At 70.0% G+C, this 16,861-nt stretch carries 15 protein-coding genes; 10 read left to right on the plus strand and 5 right to left on the minus strand.

Annotated elements, in window-relative coordinates; all coding sequences use genetic code 11:
• Window positions 1-64: 64 nt before the first annotated feature.
• Together MNOD_RS13855 and MNOD_RS13860 are read right to left on the minus strand one after the other, a co-directional pair.
• Window positions 65-1,342 (minus strand): NAD(P)/FAD-dependent oxidoreductase, encoded by a 1,278-nt coding sequence (locus tag MNOD_RS13855; protein ID WP_015929535.1) that lies wholly within the window; start codon window positions 1,340-1,342, stop codon window positions 65-67.
• Window positions 1,343-1,355: 13 nt separating this feature from the next.
• Entirely contained in the window at window positions 1,356-2,024 is a 669-nt protein-coding gene (locus tag MNOD_RS13860) for a haloacid dehalogenase type II (protein WP_015929536.1), read from the minus strand.
• 301 nt (window positions 2,025-2,325) lie between these two features.
• Here MNOD_RS13860 and MNOD_RS13865 point away from each other — a divergent pair, with 301 nt between their 5' ends.
• The 7 genes from MNOD_RS13865 (at window position 2,326) to MNOD_RS13895 (ending at window position 10,720) form a co-directional block, all read left to right on the plus strand.
• Complete coding sequence (locus MNOD_RS13865) at window positions 2,326-3,168, plus strand: GNAT family N-acetyltransferase (protein WP_015929537.1); 843 nt, start codon at window positions 2,326-2,328, stop codon at window positions 3,166-3,168.
• A gap of 14 nt (window positions 3,169-3,182) precedes the next feature.
• Entirely contained in the window at window positions 3,183-4,556 is a 1,374-nt protein-coding gene (locus tag MNOD_RS13870) for an aspartate aminotransferase family protein (RefSeq protein ID WP_015929538.1), read from the plus strand.
• Window positions 4,557-4,786: 230 nt separating this feature from the next.
• Window positions 4,787-5,503: an HAD-IA family hydrolase gene (locus MNOD_RS13875; RefSeq protein ID WP_015929539.1), complete on the plus strand. Its 717-nt coding sequence runs from the start codon at window positions 4,787-4,789 to the stop codon at window positions 5,501-5,503.
• Window positions 5,504-5,577: 74 nt separating this feature from the next.
• Window positions 5,578-7,191: an ABC transporter substrate-binding protein gene (locus MNOD_RS13880; protein WP_015929540.1), complete on the plus strand. Its 1,614-nt coding sequence runs from the start codon at window positions 5,578-5,580 to the stop codon at window positions 7,189-7,191.
• 60 nt (window positions 7,192-7,251) lie between these two features.
• The gene (locus MNOD_RS13885; protein WP_015929541.1) at window positions 7,252-8,202 is read left to right on the plus strand and encodes an ABC transporter permease; all 951 of its coding nucleotides are present in this window, start codon (window positions 7,252-7,254) and stop codon (window positions 8,200-8,202) included.
• Window positions 8,203-8,204: 2 nt separating this feature from the next.
• Window positions 8,205-9,047, plus strand: a complete 843-nt coding sequence (locus MNOD_RS13890; protein WP_015929542.1) for an ABC transporter permease — start codon at window positions 8,205-8,207, stop codon at window positions 9,045-9,047.
• Window positions 9,047-10,720, plus strand: coding sequence for an ABC transporter ATP-binding protein (locus MNOD_RS13895; protein ID WP_015929543.1), 1,674 nt, complete (start codon window positions 9,047-9,049; stop codon window positions 10,718-10,720). The genes MNOD_RS13890 and MNOD_RS13895 overlap by 1 nt, the downstream gene beginning before the upstream one ends.
• A gap of 53 nt (window positions 10,721-10,773) precedes the next feature.
• On the opposite strand, the gene MNOD_RS13900 is transcribed toward MNOD_RS13895, so the two are convergent.
• Window positions 10,774-11,250 carry an Lrp/AsnC family transcriptional regulator gene (locus tag MNOD_RS13900; RefSeq protein WP_015929544.1) on the minus strand — a complete coding sequence of 159 codons (477 nt, stop codon included), beginning with the start codon at window positions 11,248-11,250 and terminating at the stop codon, window positions 10,774-10,776.
• Window positions 11,251-11,473: 223 nt separating this feature from the next.
• Here MNOD_RS13900 and MNOD_RS13905 point away from each other — a divergent pair, with 223 nt between their 5' ends.
• Window positions 11,474-12,802: an NAD(P)/FAD-dependent oxidoreductase gene (locus MNOD_RS13905; protein ID WP_015929545.1), complete on the plus strand. Its 1,329-nt coding sequence runs from the start codon at window positions 11,474-11,476 to the stop codon at window positions 12,800-12,802.
• 71 nt (window positions 12,803-12,873) lie between these two features.
• On the opposite strand, the gene speG is transcribed toward MNOD_RS13905, so the two are convergent.
• Together speG and MNOD_RS13915 are read right to left on the minus strand one after the other, a co-directional pair.
• On the minus strand, window positions 12,874-13,422 hold the full coding sequence (speG, locus tag MNOD_RS13910) for a spermidine N1-acetyltransferase (protein WP_015929546.1): 549 nt from the start codon (window positions 13,420-13,422) through the stop codon (window positions 12,874-12,876).
• 269 nt (window positions 13,423-13,691) lie between these two features.
• On the minus strand, window positions 13,692-15,074 hold the full coding sequence (locus MNOD_RS13915; RefSeq protein WP_015929547.1) for a dipeptidase: 1,383 nt from the start codon (window positions 15,072-15,074) through the stop codon (window positions 13,692-13,694).
• 249 nt (window positions 15,075-15,323) lie between these two features.
• Between MNOD_RS13915 and MNOD_RS13920 the strand changes: the two genes are divergently transcribed.
• Window positions 15,324-15,845, plus strand: coding sequence for a (2Fe-2S)-binding protein (locus MNOD_RS13920; RefSeq protein ID WP_015929548.1), 522 nt, complete (start codon window positions 15,324-15,326; stop codon window positions 15,843-15,845).
• Window positions 15,842-16,855: an FAD binding domain-containing protein gene (locus MNOD_RS13925; protein ID WP_015929549.1), complete on the plus strand. Its 1,014-nt coding sequence runs from the start codon at window positions 15,842-15,844 to the stop codon at window positions 16,853-16,855. Before MNOD_RS13920 ends, MNOD_RS13925 begins: the two co-directional genes overlap by 4 nt.
• The last annotated feature ends 6 nt before the right edge of the window (window positions 16,856-16,861 follow it).

Here is a 16,861-nt window from a genome sequence, read left to right on the forward strand (position 1 = left end):
TATGACGCGCTCCCTTGCGCCGAACCGGCCTCCACTGCGGCGGGGCGGAGCCCCGCCACCCTGCTCAGCGGATGCGGTCGAGCAGCTTGTAGTACATGCCGACCATCGGCAGGAACCAGGGCTTGCCGAGGTGGCCGGGGATCGCCGGCCAGTCGAGGGCCGCCATCGGGTTGCGGTCGGCCCGGCCGAGCAGGATGTCCGCCATCACCACCCCCATATGGGTCGACATCTGCGCCCCGTGACCGGAATAGCCCATGGCGAAGTGGACACCGTCGGCCAGGCCCGCGCGCGGGAAGCGGTCCCGCGTCATGTCGACGAGGCCGCCCCAGCAATAGTCGATCTCCACGTCCTTCAGGTGCGGGAAGATCGCGGCGAGGCTCGCGCGCAGGATCGCGCCGCTCTTCGCGTCCGAGCGCTGGTCCGACGTCGCCGAGAAGCGCGCCCGGCCACCGAAGATCAGGCGGTTGTCCGGCGCGAGGCGGAAGTAGTTGCCGATATTGAGCGAGGTGGCGTAGGTGCGGTGGCCGGGCAGGGTCGCCGCGACCTCGGCCTCCGTCAGCGGCCGGGTCGCGATGATGAAGCTGCCGACCGGCACGATCCGGCGGCGGAAATAGTCGAACGGCCGTCCCGTATAGGCGCCCGTGGCGAGGAGCACCTCGCCCGCCGTCAGGCTGCCGCGCGGCGTCACGAGCCTGTGCCGGCCTCCGCTGCGCCGTCGCTCCGTCACCGGCGCCTCCTCGTAGATGGTCGCGCCGCGCCGCGCGGCCGCCTCCGCCAGCCCGGTCACGAAGCGGCCCATATGCATCATGGCGCTCTTCTTCGAGAGCATGGCGCCGTGGAAGCCGGGCGCGCCGATCTCGCCGCCGAGATCCGCTGCCGGAAGCAGCGCCGTCTCGGGGTCGACCTCGGCGTGGATCGCCTCGAAGTTGCGCGCGATCGCCGCGAAATGCCCGGGCTTCGAGGCGAGCTTGAGCTTGCCCGAGCGACGGAAGGCGCAGTCGATGCCCTCCTCGGCTACGAGCGCCTCGACCGTATCGACGGCCGCGTCGAGCGCCCGATAGAGTGCCTTCGCCCGCTCGGGCCCGAGCTCGGCCTTCGCGGCGAGATAGCTGTGGGCGAGGCCGTTGTTGAGATGGCCGCCATTGCGGCCCGAGGCGCCCGCGCCGACCTGCGCCCCCTCCAGCACGGCCACCTTCGCCCCCGCCCGGGCGAGGTGACGCGCGGCCGAGAGCCCGGTGAACCCGCCGCCGATGACGGCGACGTCGTAATGGCCCTCGACCGGGCCGGCAGCCGCGCCCGAGAAGCGCGGTGCGGTGTCGTGCCAGTAGGACGTGAAGCGCATCGCCCGGCGGCCTTTAGAGCCCGACGATGCCGGGCAGGCCGGAGATGTCCCTGATCTCGACATAGCCGTAATAGGGGTTTGCCGGCTCGTGCCCGCGATTCACCCAGACCTTGTGCCGGATGCCGAGATCGTGGGCGGACATCAGGTCGTAGCGGAAGGAGGACGAGCAGTGCATCACGTCCTCCGGTCCGCAGCCGAGCCTATCGAACATGTACTCGAAGGCGCGCAAGCGCGGCTTGTAGGCCCCGGCCTGCTGCGCCGTGTAGACCGCGTGGAAGGGCGCGCCGAGCTTGGCGACGTTGGAGGGAATCTGCGCGTCCATGGCGTTGGACAGGATCACCAGCGGGATCTCCCGGGCGACCTTGGCGAGGCCCGCGGGCACGTCCGGATGCGGCCCCCAGGTCGGCACCCGCTCGTAGATGGCGCGCGCGTCCTCCGGGCGGAAGGTGACACCGGTCTTGCGGCAGGTGCGCTCCACGGCGTTGTGGATCACCTCGTCGTACGGCTTCCAGTCGCCGAGGATCTCGTCGAGCCGGTAGGCCGCAAAGTTCCTGATGAACTCCGTCATGCGGGGGGCCTCGAGCGTGACGCCGTAGATGCTCCGCGCCGCCTCGGCCATCTGGAAGTTCGTCAACGTGCCGTAGCAATCGAAGGTGATGTATTTGGGCCGAAACGCGCTCATCGTGCTTCCTCGCAGCCGCGCCCGGTCGGGGCGTCCTCTCGCCCCGGCATCTTAGGAAGACGGCTCTAGCGGGTTCACCGCAATCGCCGCCGGGGGAAGCAGATTCTTCCGTATCGCCGCGCCCCGCCGGCAGGGCGTTGTGTTCGCGGCCCACGGGCGGCGGTGATGGAGAGACCCGGCATAAGATGCGGCGGCCTCCCTGAGGGACGGCGGAAGATGTTGCCCGTCACCCGTCCTCGCGACCATCTTCTTCCCCGCCGCGTCTACTCGTTCTTCCAAGGCACACGCCGAGGGATCGAGGATGCAGACGGGTGGGATCGAGTTGAGGGGCTTTGCCCCCGAGCATCTGGACGGGGCCGTCGCCTTGTCGCGGGCGGCGGGCTGGCCGCACCGCAGGGAGGACTGGACCCTCGTTCTCTCCCTCAGCGTCGGGACCGTCCTCCTCGACCGCAGCCGCGTGGTCGGGACCGCGATGACGACGCCCCTCGGCCGGGAGGCCGCAACCATCAACATGGTGATCGTGGACGAAGCCATGCGCGGGCATGGCCTCGGCCGCCGGCTGATGGATGCGGCCCTCGCGGCCGCGGACGGCCGCGCCTGCCGGCTGATCGCCACCGAGGCCGGCCTGCCCCTCTACGAGAGGCTGGGATTCCGCGCGACCGGCCGGATCGTCCAGCACCAGGGGCCAGCCGTGCCGGGCGCCGCCGCCCGGGCGGAGGGAGTCGCATGGTCCGAGGCGCCGCCGGTCGCGGACCTCGCCGCCCTCGACCGCGAAGCCTGCGGCATGGACCGGGCGGCGCTGATCGGCCGCCTCGCCGCCGAGGGTCGGATCGCGGTGCTCCGCCGCGACGGCGCGATCCGGGGCTTCGCGGCCCTGCGCGCCTTCGGCCGGGGCGAGGTGATCGGACCCGTCGTCGCGGGGAATCCGGAGGAGGCCCGGGCCCTCCTCGCCTTCGTGATGGCCGCACGCCGCGGCGCCTTCCTGCGCGTCGACACGCCGGAGGAGGCGGGCCTCGCCCCCTGGCTCGCGGCGCAGGGGCTCGTCGCCGTCGGCGGCGGCATCGCCATGCAGCGGGGCGGCGCCCATCCGCAACCCGCGGGCAACGCCCGCACCTTCGCCCTCGCCAGCCAGGCTCTCGGCTGACCCGGAGACCCCAGATGTTCAGCAATTCCCTCATCGAACTCGATCGCGCCCATCTCGTCCATCCGGTCGCCTCCTATCGCGGCCACGAGCGGACGGGCGTGCGGGTTCTGCGGTCCGCCAAGGGCGCGACCGTCACCGACGCCGCCGGCCGGGAGCTTCTCGACGGCTTCGCCGGCCTCTGGTGCGTCAATGCGGGCTACGGGCACGACAGCATCGTGGAGGCCGCCGCGCGGCAGATGCGCGAATTGCCCTACGCCACCGCCTATTTCGGGCTGGGCTCGGAGCCGGCGATCCGGCTCGCCGCTGCGCTCGCGGAGCGCGCGCCGGGCGACCTCAACCACGTCTACTTCACGCTCGGCGGCTCGGATGCGGTGGACACCACCGTCCGCCTCATCCGCAACTACCAGACGGTCCGGGGCAAACCGGAGAAGGACCAGTTCATCTCCCTGGAACAGGGCTACCACGGGTCCTCGACGGTCGGCGCCGGCCTGACCGCGCTGCCCGCCTTCCACGCGAATTTCGGCCTGCCCTTCGCCTGGCAGCACAAGATCCCCTCGCCCTACCCCTACCGCAATCCGGCGGGCAGCGACCTCGAGGCGATCATCGCCGCCTCGCTCGCCGCGCTGCGCGCGAAGGTGGAGGAACTCGGGCCTGAGCGCGTCGCCGCCTTCTATGCCGAGCCGATCCAGGGATCGGGCGGCGTCATCGTGCCGCCGCGGGGCTGGATGAAGGCGATGCGCGACCTCTGCGCGGAACTCGACATCCTCTTCGTTGCCGACGAGGTGATCACGGGGTTCGGCCGCACCGGACCGCTCTTCGCCTGCACCGAGGACGAGGTCGTCCCGGACCTCATGACGACCGCCAAGGGCCTCACCTCCGGCTACGTGCCGATGGGAGCGGTCTTCCTGTCGAACCGGATCTACGACACCATCGCGGACGGCGCGGGGGAGGCCGCAATCGGGCACGGCTACACCTACTCGGCCCATCCCGTGAGCGCCGCGGTCGGCCTCGAGGTGCTCCGCCTCTACGAGAACGGTCTCCTGGAGAATGGCCGCCGGGCGGGCACGCGGCTTCAGGCGGGCCTGCAGAGCCTCGCCGACCACCCGCTCGTGGGCGATGTGCGCGGGCGTGGCCTCCTCGCTGCGCTGGAACTCGTGGTGGACAAGGCGCGCAAGGCGCCCCTCCCCGCGGCGGCCGATCCGGCACGGCGCATCTTCGACCGCGCCTGGAACAACGGGCTCGTGATCCGCGCCTTCGGCAACGGCATCCTCGGCTACGCGCCCCCGCTCTGCTGCACCGAGGCCGAGATCGATGCCATCGTCGAGCGGACCCGCAGGATTCTGGACCAGACCCTGGAGGATGCGGACGTCCGGGCGGCCATGGCCTGAAACGCCTTCTGCCGCGCCGGTAGGCAGATTTCGTGGTGCACATTCAATTCGCAATTTTGTGCTGCGAGGCCGCTGTCTTCGGTGTCTCCCGCAAGCCGACTCTGCGACATTTGGGGAATGCGAGCACGGGGAACCGGACGCGGGAGGCGAGCGGACACGGATCGGCAGGCGCGGCGCCGCCTGCCCGGCCCGCCGGGCGGGATCACCGCCCCGGATCTGGGAGCAGGACCTTGGCAAAGACCTTGAACGAGTACCGCTACCTCACCTTCGACGTCGTCGGCACGCTGATCGACTTCGAGAGGGGCATCAAGGATTGCCTGGCGGGCATCGCCGCCGAGGCCGGCGCTGCAATCGACGGCGAGGAGGCGCTGTCGCTCTATCGCGCCGCCCGCTACTCGCCCGACGCCGCGCTGTTCCCCGACGACCTCGTCCGGGTCTACCGCGTGATCGCGCCGGCGCTCGGCCTGCCCGTCGAGGACGTCTATGGCGAGCGCCTGCGGGATTCCGCGAAGAGGTGGGCGCCCTTTCCCGACAGCGCCGCGGCGCTGGCGCGGCTCGCGACGGGCGCGCGCCTGATCGCGATGACCAATGCCCGTCGCTGGGCCTTCACCCACTTCTCGGAGGCGCTCGGCAACCCGTTCCACGCGGGCTTCACGGCGGACGATACCGGCACCGAGAAACCGGACCCGGCCTTCTTCGAGACGGTTCTCGCCTCCATCGAGGCGGAGGGCGGCAGGCGCAGCGACATCCTGCACGTCGCACAGAGCCAATACCACGACATCGGCGTCTCGCGGCGGCTCGGGATCATCAATTGCTGGATCGAGCGCCGGCACGCCCAGAAGGGCTACGGCGGCACGATCGAGCCGGAGCAGTTCACCACACCCGACTTCCACTTCACCTCGATGGCCGGCCTCGCCGATGCCGTCGAGGCGGCGCGGGTCGCCTGACGGCCCCGCTCGTCACCCACGAACCCGGCCGCCGCCGGGCTTGCCGCCTGCCACCGTCTCCCGAGGGGATGTCGATGACCGATCACTTCGTCACCAACTGGACGCGTCTCGACGATGCCGCGGTCGAGGACGCGATCCGCCGGGGTGCCTCCCGCCGCGAACTCCTGCGCGCGCTCATGCTCGGGGGCGTCGCGGCGTCGACCGGTACGGCGATCCTCGGGCGCGCGACCGCAGCGCTCGCCGCGACTCCGCGCCCGGGCGGCGCATTGCGGGCCGCCGGCTGGTCCTCCTCGACCGCCGATACCCTCGATCCGGCCAAGGCGTCTCTCTCCACCGATTACGTGCGCTGCTGCGCCTTCTACAACCGCCTCACCGTGCTCGACGCCGCCGGCAACGTCCAGATGGAGCTGGCCGAGAGCATCGAGACCAGGGACGCCAAGGTCTGGACGGTGAAGCTGCGCAAGGGCGTCACCTTCCACAACGGCAAGGCGCTCACCTCCGCCGATGTCATCTATTCCCTCAAGCGCCACCTCGATCCGGCCGTCGGCTCGAAGGCGAATGCGCTCGCCAAGCAGATGACCGGCTTCAAGGCGCCGGACGACCTCACCGTCGAGATCACGCTGGCGAACCCGAATGCCGACCTGCCGACCATCCTCGCCACCCACCACTTCATGATCCTGGCGGACGGCACCACGAATTTCGCCAAGGCCAACGGCACCGGTGCCTTCACCTGCGAGGTCTTCGAGCCCGGCATGCGCTCGGTCGGCCTCAAGAACAAGCACTACTGGAAGGCGAGCGGGCCCTACCTCGATTCCTTCGAGTTCTTCGCGATCCCTGACGATTCGGCGCGCGTGAACGCGCTGCTCTCGGGCGACATCCAGCTCGCGGCCGCGATCAACCCGCGCTCGATGCGGCTCGTGGAGAGCCAGCCGGGCGTCGTGCTCTCGAAGACGACCTCGGGCAACTACACCGACTTGAACATGCGGCTCGACATGGCGCCCGGCGACAAGGCCGGCTTCGTGGAGGGCATGAAGCACCTGCTCAACCGGCCGCTCATTCAGAAATCGGCGCTGCGCGGTCTTGCCGAGATCGCCAACGACCAGCCGGTGCCGCCCTCGAGCCGCTACCACAATCCCGAGGTGAAGCCGCGCGCCTTCGACCCCGACAAAGCGAAGTTCCTCCTCGGCAAGGCCGGCGTGCTCGGCCAGACCATCCCGGTCATCGCCTCGGACGCCGCGAACTCCGCGGTCGACATGGCGACCCTGCTCCAGCAGGCGGCGGCCGGGATCGGCCTGAAGCTCGACATCCAGCGCGTCCCCTCGGATGGCTACTGGTCGAACTACTGGCTGAAGGCCCCGATCCACTTCGGCAACGTGAATCCGCGGCCGACGCCCGACATCCTGTTCTCGCTGTTCTACGCCTCGGAAGCCCCCTGGAACGAGAGCCGCTACAAGTCCGAGACATTCGACCGGATGCTGATCGAGGCGCGCGGCCTCCTCGACGAGACCAAGCGCAAGGCGATCTACGGCGAGATGCAGGCGATGATCGCGAACGAGGCGGGCACCGCCATCCCGGTCTACATCTCGAACGTCGACGCCCACTCGGCGAAGCTGAAGGGTCTGCAGCCGAGTCCCCTCGGCGGCATGATGGGCTACGCCTTCGCGGAATACGTCTGGTTCGAGGCCTGATCCCCCGCCCTCCCGGCAGGGCGGGACGAGGTCCCGCCGCGCTCACCCCGAGGCCATCCCATGAAGAGCCAGATCCCCTCCCTCGTGCTGGGCCGGATTGTCGTGGCGCTCGTCACCCTGCTGGTGGTGTCCTTCACGATCTTCTGCGCGACCGAGCTTCTGCCGGGCGACGTCGCGGAGGTGCTGCTCGGGCAGGCCGCGACGCCGGAGGCGGTGGCGGGCCTGCGCGCGGCCATGCATCTCGATAAGCCGGCCGTCCTGCGCTTCCTGCGCTGGATCGGCGGGCTCGCGACGGGCGATCTCGGGACCTCCTACGCCAACCACCTGCCGGTGGCCCAGCTCATCGGCGGCCGGCTCGTCAACACGCTGAAGCTCGCGGCCGTCACGGCCGTCTTCTCGGTGCCGGTCGCGCTCGGCCTCGGCATCGCGGCGGCGGTGCTGCGGGGCTCCCTCTTCGACCGGGTCGTCACGGCGCTCACCATCGGCGTCATCTCGGTGCCGGAATTCATGGTGGCGACCTCCGCGGTGCTGCTGTTCGCGGTCTACCTCAAATGGCTTCCGGCCCTGTCCTTCACCAACGAGGTGCAGTCGCTCTGGCAGCTCCTGCGCGTCTTCATCATGCCGGTGATCACGCTGAGCTTCGTCATCTCGGCGCAGATGATCCGCATGACCCGGGCCGCCGTGATCGAGGCGCTCGACAAGCCCTATGCGGAGATGGCGCTCCTGAAGGGCGCCTCCCGGGCCCGCATCGTGCTCAGGCACGCCCTGCCGAACGCGCTCGGTCCCATCGTCAACGCGGTCGCGCTCTCGCTCTCCTACCTGCTCGGCGGCGTGATCATCGTCGAGACGATCTTCAACTATCCGGGGGTCGCCAAGCTGATGGTGGACGCGGTCACGACCCGCGACCTGCCGCTGATCCAGACCTGCGCGATGGTGTTCTGCCTGGGCTACCTGATGCTGATCACGACTGCCGACATCCTCGCCATCCTGGCCAACCCGAGGCTGCGCTGATCATGGCCGTCTCCGCCCGGCCGGGGCCCCGCTTCGGCTACGCCTTCAGCCCGGTCGGCGTCCTCGGCTTCGCCATCGTGCTGTTCTGGGCCGCCGTCGCGATCGTGGCGCCGCTCATCACGCCCCACCCCGTCGGCGAGATCGTCGACCTCGACTATTTCGGACCGATGACGAGCCAGTTCTGGCTCGGCACCGACTATCTCGGCCGCGACATGCTCTCCCGCATCCTGATGGGAGCCCGCTACACGGTCGGCATCTCGCTCGCGGCGGTGACGCTCGCCTGCCTGACCGGCGTCACCCTCGGCATGACGGCGGCGGTCGCCGGCGGCTGGTTCGACGCCGCGCTGAGCCGCTTCCTCGACGCCCTGAACGCGATCCCGAGCAAGCTCTTCGGCCTCGTGGTGGTGGCGGGCGTCGGCTCCTCCATCCCGGTGCTGATCCTCACCCTCGCGGTGATCTACACGCCCGGCGCCTACCGCTTCGCCCGGGCGCTCGCCGTGAACGTCAACACCATGGACTTCGTCACCGTCGCCCGCGTCCGCGGCGAGGGGACGGCCTACATCATCCGCGCCGAGATCCTGCCCAACATCATCGGCCCGGTTCTGGCCGATCTCGGCCTGCGCTTCGTCTTCGTCGTGCTCCTCCTCTCGGGCCTGTCCTTCCTCGGGCTCGGCGTCCAGCCGCCCAACGCCGACTGGGGCGCGCTCGTGCGCGAGAATATCGGCGGCCTGCCCTTCGGGGCGCCCGCGGTGATCGTCCCATCCCTCGCGATCGCGAGCCTCACCATCAGCGTGAACCTCCTGATCGACAACCTTCCCCGCCGGATCCGGGACCGGAGCGAATGATGGCCAACCTCGTGGAGATCCGCGGCCTGCGCGTGGAGGCCAAGACCGACGCGGGCCGCAGCGTCGAGATCATCCGGGGCGTCGACCTCGACGTCGCGCCCGGCGAGATCCTCGCCCTCATCGGCGAGAGCGGCTCCGGCAAGACCACGATCGCGCTGACCCTGATGGGCTACACCCGCGCCGGCTGCCGGATCAGCGGCGGATCCGTGCTCCTCGACGGCAAGGACATGGCGGCGCTGCCCGAGGCGGCGCGCGCCGCCCTGCGGGGCACCGTGGTCGCCTACATCCCGCAGAGCGCGGCCGCCGCCTTCAATCCCGCCCAGACGATCCTGGAGCAGGTGATCGAGGTCGCCCGCATCCACGACCTGATGCCGCCCGACGAGGCCCGCACCCGCGCCGTCGCGCTGTTCCGGGCGCTGGCGCTCCCCGAGCCGGAGACCATCGGCGCGCGCTACCCGCACCAGGTCTCGGGCGGCCAGCTGCAGCGCCTGTCCGCCGCCATGGCGCTGATCGGGCGGCCGAAGCTCGTGATCTTCGACGAGCCGACGACCGCCCTCGACGTCACCACGCAGATCGAGGTGCTGCGCGCCTTCAAATCCGTGATGAAGGACAGCGGCGCGGCGGGCGTCTACGTCTCGCACGACCTCGCCGTCGTCGCCCAGATCGCCGACCGCATCATGGTGCTGAAGGGCGGCGCGGTGCAGGAGGTCGGCGCGACCGCGCAGATCCTCGCCCACCCGGCCCATCCCTATACCCGCGCGCTGCTCGACGCCGTCGAGCCGGCGGCCGCCGGGCCCAGGATCTGGGACGCGGCCGATCCCGGCAGCCGGCCGCTCCTCGAAGTGACCGACCTCGTGGCGGGATATGGCCCGATCGGCCGGAACGGGATGCCGGCCGTCACGGCGCTCAGATCGGTGAGTCTCACGGTGGAGCGGGGCCGCAATCTCGGCATCATCGGGGAATCCGGCTGCGGGAAGTCGACCCTCGCGCGGGTCATCGCCGGCATCATCGAGCCCGTGTCCGGGCGGATCGCCCTTGCCGGCACGGAACTCGCCGCAAGCGCCCGCAGCCGCCCGCGCGACGCCCTGCGCCGGCTTCAGATCGTGTTCCAGCTCGCAGACACCGCGCTCAACCCCGCAAAGCCCGTGGGCGAGATCCTCGGCCGCCCGCTGACCTTCTACCACGGACATCGCGGGCGCGCGTGCGAGGCGCGGATCGAGCAGCTTCTCGACATGGTCCGCCTGCCGCGCGCGCTCAAGCACCGGCTGCCGGGAGAGCTTTCGGGCGGGCAGAAGCAGCGCGTGAACCTTGCGCGGGCGCTCGCGGCGGAGCCGGACCTCCTCATCTGCGACGAGATCACGTCGGCTCTCGACACGGTCGTGGCGGCGGCGATCATGGAGCTGTTGGGTGAGCTCCAGCAAGCCCTCGGCCTCTCCTACATCTTCATCAGCCACGACCTCTCGATGGTCCGCTCGATCTGCGACAGGATCGCCGTCATGTATGCGGGCGAGAAGATCGAGGAACTCGCGCCCGCGGACTTCGGCTGCGAGGGCACGCACGCCTATTCCCGGCTGCTGCATGCCTCGATGCCGAAGCTCGATCCCGGCTGGCTCGACGGGCTCGTCCGCGCGGAGCCGGCGGGGTGGCCCGCCTCCGTGAGCGCCGCCTCGTAGGATCAGCAGGTCGGACAAGCGCCCCGCGGCTTTCCGGCGGCAACCTACCGATTCTAGACCTTGAACAGGCTCGTCAGGGGCATATGGCTGCGGGCGATCGGCGTCTTCAGCACGACGAAGCTGAAGTACTTGTCGATCCCGATGTCCATGTCGATCAGCCGTTCCATCATCGTCTGGTACTCGGCGATCCCGCTCGTCACGAACTTGACGAGGTAGTCGTAGCCGCCGGAGATGAGGTGGCACTCCACCGCCGCCTCCTCCTTCTCCATCGCCGCGAGGAAACGCGCGAAATCGATCTGGCGGTGGTTCTTCAGGGTGATCTCGGTGAAGACGGTGAAGGTCTGGCCGAGCTTGGCGACGTTGATCTGCGCGGAATAGCCGGAGATGTAGCCGGCCGCCTGCAGCTTCTTCACGCGCATCAGGCAGGGGCTCGGCGAGAGGTTGACGAGTTCGGCCAGCTCCACGTTGGTGATGCGGCCGTTCTTCTGCAACTCGTAGAGAATCTTGATGTCGATCTTATCGAGCTTCATGGCCGATCCGGATCCGGGGGTGCCATCTCTCGCCTCGGCGGTGAACGGCACATTATGCTGCACCGGTCCGCGCGCCAAGCGGCAATGCTGAGCGAACCCAGTTTCGGCACAATGCGCTAGCATCTTTCAGGCCAACCGAAGGATATGCCGTGCGGTGCCCATTTGCGGCGCGTCTCGCGCCGAGCGGGGGGCTAGAATGCTGCTCGCCTGACCGGAGACCGAGATGCCCGCGCCGCTCCTGCACGTCGAAACGACGCCCACCCTGCCCGATGCGACCGATGTGGTGGTGATCGGAGGCGGCGTGGTCGGCGTCTTCACCGCCTATTACCTCGCACGGCGCGGGGTGAGCGTGGCGCTCATGGAGAAGGGGCGGGTCGGGGCCGAGCAGTCGAGCCGGAACTGGGGCTGGTGCCGCCAGCAGAACCGCGACGCTCGCGAGCTCCCGATGGCGACCCGCAGCCTGGACCTCTGGGAGAGGCTCTCCGGCGAGATCGGCGAGGATCCGGGCTTTCGCCGCTGCGGCCTCCTCTATCTCAGCAACGACGCGGCGGAGATCGCCCGCTGGGCGAAGTGGCGCGACTTCGCGGCGAGCGTCGGCGTGACGACCCACATGCTGGGCGAAGCGGAAGCCTGCGAGCGTGGTGGCGCGACGGGGCGGGCCTGGAAGGGCGGGGTGTTCTCGCCCTCGGACGGCATCGCCGATCCCTCCCGCGCCGTGCCGATCGTGGCCCGCGGCATCATGAAGGCCGGGGGCAGCGTCCATCAGATGTGCGCCGCGCGGGGCATCGAGACGAGCGGCGGTCGCGTCAGCGCCGTCATCACCGAGAAGGGAACGATCCGCACGCGGACGGTCGTGATGGCAGGCGGGGCCTGGGCCTCCTCCTTCTGCCGCCAGCTCGGCATCCGCTTTCCCCAATCCTCCGTGCGCTCCTCGATCCTGGCAGTGTCGCCGCACGCGACGGGGCTGCCGGACGCCCTTCACACGGCCGACATCTCGGTCACGCGCCGCGGCGAGGCGGGCGGGCACACCCTCGCGATCAGCGGCCGCGCCAGCGTCGATCCGACCCCGCAGCAGCTCCTCTACGCGCGCGAGTTCCTGCCGATGTTCGCACGGCGCTGGCGCGCGCTGCGTCCCGGCGGGCTCGGCGGCTGGCGGGCCGGGCACGAAACGGCGGCGCGCTGGCGGCTCGACCAGCCGACGCCGATGGAGCGCCACCGCATTCTCGATCCGCGCCCGGACCCCCGGCTGGTGGCGGAGACGCACCGGCGGGCGCTCGCCCTGCTGCCGGCCCTTCGCGCCACGACGGTCACGGCATCCTGGGCGGGCTATATCGACTCGACACCCGACGGGGTCCCGGCCATCGGCGAAGTGTCGGGACATCCCGGCTTCATCCTGGCGGCGGGCTTCAGCGGCCACGGCTTCGGCATCGGTCCGGGCGCCGGCCACCTCGTCGCCGACCTCATCACCGGCGAAGCCCCGCTTGTGGACCCCCGCCCCTATCATCCCGACCGCTTCGGCGAATCGGCCTGGGGCAAGGTGGCGGACTTCTAAATCGAAACCGGCTCTGCAGGGGCGACGGCGCTCGCTCTATCTCAAGCGAACCAAGCCTCGGATTGAGCCCGTCAGGTCTTCAGAACGGGCTCGCCCACATCGCCGCTGCCGCGCCGCGCCAGGTAGGCCGGCTGGAACAGGCACATCCGCACCGCGTCCCGGTAGCGGCCGTTGACGAAGAACTCGTCCTTGAGGACGCCCTCGGTCACGAAGCCGCAGCGCTCGTAGATGCCAACGGCCCGGCGGTTGTCCTTGTCCACATGCAGGTAGAGCTTGTGGATGTTGAGGACGCTGAACGCGTAGTCGATGGCGATGCGCGTCGCTTCCGAGGCGTATCCGCGGCCCTGAAAGGCCGGATGGACCGCAATCTGGAACTCGCAGCGCCGGTGCAGGTGGTTGATCTCGACGAGCTCCACCATGCCGGCCCGCTCGGCCTCCGGTGAGCCGATGATGAAGCGCCGCTCGGTCTGGTTATGGATGTTGCGCTCGTAGAGTTGCGCCAGTTCTGCGAAGGATTCGTAAGCCTCCTCGAACCAGTAGCGCATGATACTATCGTTGTTGTTGAGCTGGTGCACGAAGAGAAGGTCCTCGCGCTCCAGCGGACGCAGCTTCACGGTCATGACGCGATCTCGCTCCGCCGATGACGATGGCGGCTCCTGATGGTAGTCGCCGGCGGGCGCTGCGTCATACGAAATCCGATTGATTGCTCGGCGATTGCTGTCGCAATCGCACGGCAATGCGGATTTCGGCTTCGTCCAATCGCCGCGCGGGATTGGGTGATCCGGGTTCCGGACAATCTGTCCGGAACCCGGATCACTCGCCGGGAACGGGCCGGGCCGCGTCCCGGATCGCGTCGCCGGAGGACGCGATCCGGGACGACCGTCACGCCTTAGCCCGCCAGCGCCGCGAGGATCCGCGCCCAGCTTCGCATGCCCTTGTGGAAGCTCTGCAGGTCGTATTTCTCGTTCGGGGAATGCACGCGGTCATCGTCGAGGCCGAAGCCGATGAGCAGCGTGTCGAGGCCGAGGCTGCGCTTGAAGTCGCCGACGATCGGGATCGAGCCGCCGGAGCCGATCGTCACCGGCGCCACGCCCCATTCCGCTTCGAGAGCGTGGCGCGCCGCACCGAGGGCCGGCATGTCGAAGGGCAGGGCGAGCGCCCGCGAGCCCTTGTGGGTCACGATCTCGACCGAGCAATCCTCCGGCACCCGGGCCCGGACGAAGTCGCTGAAGCTCGCCGCGACCGCCTCCGGGTCCTGGTCCTCCACGAGGCGGAAGGAGATCTTGGCGCTCGCCTGCCCGGCGATCACGGTCTTGGTGCCCTCCCCCGTATAGCCGCCGATGATGCCGTTGGCGTCGCAGGTCGGCCGCGACTGCACCTGCTCGATCAGCATGCGGTCGCGCTCGCCCGCCGACCGGCTGAGCCCGATGGGCCCGAGGAAGTTCTCCGGCGTGAGATTGAGGGCGCGCCAGCGCTCCAGCACCTCGGCGGGCGGCTCCCGCACCGCGTCGTAGAAGCCCGGCAGGGTGACGCGGCCCTGGTCGTCGTGCAGGTCCGCGATGATGCGCGAGAGCACATGGATGGGGTTCGCGGCCGCCCCGCCGAACAGACCCGAATGCAGGTCGCGGTCCGCGCAGCGCACGAAGACCTCGAAATAGGCAAGTCCGCGCAGCGAGGTGGTGATGGCCGGGGTGGCGCTGTCCCACATGCCCGTGTCGCACACCAGGGCGAGGTCGGCCTTCAGCTCGTCCCGGTTCGCCGCGACCCATTCGGGAAGGTGCTTGGAGCCGTTCTCCTCGGCGCCCTCGATCAGGATGGTGACGCCGACCGGCAGCTCGCCCTGCATGGCCTGCCAGGCCCGGCAGGCCTCGATGAAGGTCATCACCTGCCCCTTGTCGTCGCAGGCGCCCCGCGCGCTGATCGCCCGGCGCCCATCCGGCAGGGTGACGAGGCGCGGCTCGAAGGGCGGCGTCTCCCAGAGATCGAGGGGATCGACCGGCTGCACGTCGTAATGGCCGTAGAAGAGGACATGCGGCGCGCCCGGTTTCGGCAGATGGGCGAGCACCACCGGGTGGCCGCCCGTCTCGCGCAGCGAGGCGTTAAAGCCGATCGCCGACAGGTCCGCGCGCAGCCATTCGGCGGCCCGCCGGCACTCCGCCGCATAGGCCGGATCGGTGGAGATCGACGGGATGCGCAGGAAGGCGAACAGCCTCTCCAGCGACGTGTCGAGGTCGCGGTCGATATCGGCGAGGATCGGGTCAAGCGCGGGCATGCGGCACCTCCGTGAGAACCGGCACAGGGGTATCCCAGAGTCCGACGGGCATGAACCCCGGCGCGGCGTGCCGCCCTGGCGCCCGGAGCACTCCGCCACCCGGAGTTGTCTCCGGACGGAACGCAACCAGTTTGGAATCGTTATGCGCTCGTTCGCCCCGCCCGCCGGGCCGCGTCCCCCTGGTGCGCGCCCGGTGGGCGGGGCATGTCTGCTGCCGGGTCCGCCCGGCCCGATTGACCAGGAAGACCCATGCCGAGCGAGAGCGGCCCGAGCGAGGCCGGCGACAGGATCGCCATCACCCTGACGATCAACGGCGAGCAGCGGCAACTCCAGGTCGCCCCCTGGACGAGCCTGCTCGACCTGCTGCGGGAGGAGCTCCATCTCACCGGCACCAAGAAGGGCTGCGACCAGGGCCAGTGCGGCGCCTGCACGGTGATCGTGGATGGCCAGCGGGTGAATTCCTGCCTCGCCCTCGCGGTGATGAAGGATGGCGCCGCGGTGACCACCATCGAGGGGCTCTCGTCCGGCACCCTGCACCCGCTTCAGGCCGCCTTCGTCGAGCGCGACGCGTTCCAGTGCGGCTATTGCACGCCCGGGCAGATCATGTCCGCGGTCGCCCTGATCGAGGAGGGCCGCGCCCGCACCCGCGAGGAGATCCGCGAATACATGAGCGGCAATCTCTGCCGCTGCGGCGCCTACACCAACATCGTCGACGCGATCGAGGACGTGCTCAACGCCCGCAGACCCGCCCATCAGGAGGCCGCGGAATGAACTGCTTCGCCTATACCCGCGCGGGCACCGTGGCGGAGGCCGTGCAGGCGCTCGCGAACGACCCGGCCGCCAAGATCATCGCCGGCGGCACCAACCTCGTCGATCTGATGAAATACAATGTCGAGCGCCCCGACCGGCTGATCGACATCACGCGGCTGCCGCTCTCCGGCATCACGGAGCACGAGGGTGGCCTGCGCATCGGCGCCCTGGTGCCGAACAGCGCCGTGGCCTTCGACGCGCAGATCGGGGCTCGCTACCCGCTGCTCGCGAGCGCGATCCTGGCCGGCGCCTCGCCGCAGCTGCGCAACGCCGCCTCGACCGGCGGCAACCTGCTCCAGCGCACCCGCTGCTACTATTTCTACGACGAGGGCACGCCCTGCAACAAACGGGTGCCCGGCAGCGGCTGCCCGGCGATCACCGGCGTCAACCGCATCCACGCCATCCTGGGCACCTCGGACCACTGCATCGCCACGCATCCCTCCGACATGTGCGTGGCGCTCGCCGCTCTCGACGCCATCGTGCAGGTCGAGGGCCCCGCCGGCGCGCGGGCGATCCCGATCGGCGAGTTCCACCGGCTCCCCGGCGACGCGCCCGAGCGCGACACCACCCTCGAGCCGGCCGAGATCGTGCTGTCGGTCGACCTGCCGGCGGAATCCTTCCCCCGCCACTACTCCTACCTGAAGCTGCGCGACCGGCTCTCCTACGCCTTCGCGCTCGTCTCGGTGGCGGCCGCCCTGGAGATGGACGGCGAGGTGATCCGCACCGCGCGGCTGGCGCTCGGCGGCGTCGCGCACAAGCCCTGGCGCAACCGCGAGGCGGAGGCGCGCCTGCAGGGCCAGCCCGCGACCCCCGAAAACTTCCGGGCGGCGGCGGACCTGATCCTCGCCGAGGCCAGGCCCTACGCGCATAACGCCTTCAAGATCGAGCTCGCGCGGCGCGCCATCGTGCGGGGCCTGTCCCAGGCCGCTGCCGGCACGCCGCAATCGCAGACCGACAAGCGCATCCAGTAGGATCCC

The sequence above is a fragment of the Methylobacterium nodulans ORS 2060 genome (assembly GCF_000022085.1).
GTDB lineage: Bacteria > Pseudomonadota > Alphaproteobacteria > Rhizobiales > Beijerinckiaceae > Methylobacterium > Methylobacterium nodulans.

What these genes read in the sequence shown, in the direction of transcription:
- MNOD_RS13855 (WP_015929535.1), bottom strand. Translation starts at nt 1,342, where the DNA reads ATGCGCTTCACGTCCTACTGGCACGACACCGCACCGCGCTTCTCGGGC.
- MNOD_RS13860 (WP_015929536.1), bottom strand. Translation starts at nt 2,024, where the DNA reads ATGAGCGCGTTTCGGCCCAAATACATCACCTTCGATTGCTACGGCACG.
- MNOD_RS13865 (WP_015929537.1), top strand. Translation starts at nt 2,326, where the DNA reads ATGCAGACGGGTGGGATCGAGTTGAGGGGCTTTGCCCCCGAGCATCTG.
- MNOD_RS13870 (WP_015929538.1), top strand. Translation starts at nt 3,183, where the DNA reads ATGTTCAGCAATTCCCTCATCGAACTCGATCGCGCCCATCTCGTCCAT.
- MNOD_RS13880 (WP_015929540.1), top strand. Translation starts at nt 5,578, where the DNA reads ATGACCGATCACTTCGTCACCAACTGGACGCGTCTCGACGATGCCGCG.
- MNOD_RS13885 (WP_015929541.1), top strand. Translation starts at nt 7,252, where the DNA reads ATGAAGAGCCAGATCCCCTCCCTCGTGCTGGGCCGGATTGTCGTGGCG.
- MNOD_RS13890 (WP_015929542.1), top strand. Translation starts at nt 8,205, where the DNA reads ATGGCCGTCTCCGCCCGGCCGGGGCCCCGCTTCGGCTACGCCTTCAGC.
- MNOD_RS13895 (WP_015929543.1), top strand. Translation starts at nt 9,047, where the DNA reads ATGGCCAACCTCGTGGAGATCCGCGGCCTGCGCGTGGAGGCCAAGACC.
- MNOD_RS13900 (WP_015929544.1), bottom strand. Translation starts at nt 11,250, where the DNA reads ATGAAGCTCGATAAGATCGACATCAAGATTCTCTACGAGTTGCAGAAG.
- MNOD_RS13905 (WP_015929545.1), top strand. Translation starts at nt 11,474, where the DNA reads ATGCCCGCGCCGCTCCTGCACGTCGAAACGACGCCCACCCTGCCCGAT.
- speG (WP_015929546.1), bottom strand. Translation starts at nt 13,422, where the DNA reads ATGACCGTGAAGCTGCGTCCGCTGGAGCGCGAGGACCTTCTCTTCGTG.
- MNOD_RS13915 (WP_015929547.1), bottom strand. Translation starts at nt 15,074, where the DNA reads ATGCCCGCGCTTGACCCGATCCTCGCCGATATCGACCGCGACCTCGAC.
- MNOD_RS13920 (WP_015929548.1), top strand. Translation starts at nt 15,324, where the DNA reads ATGCCGAGCGAGAGCGGCCCGAGCGAGGCCGGCGACAGGATCGCCATC.
- MNOD_RS13925 (WP_015929549.1), top strand. Translation starts at nt 15,842, where the DNA reads ATGAACTGCTTCGCCTATACCCGCGCGGGCACCGTGGCGGAGGCCGTG.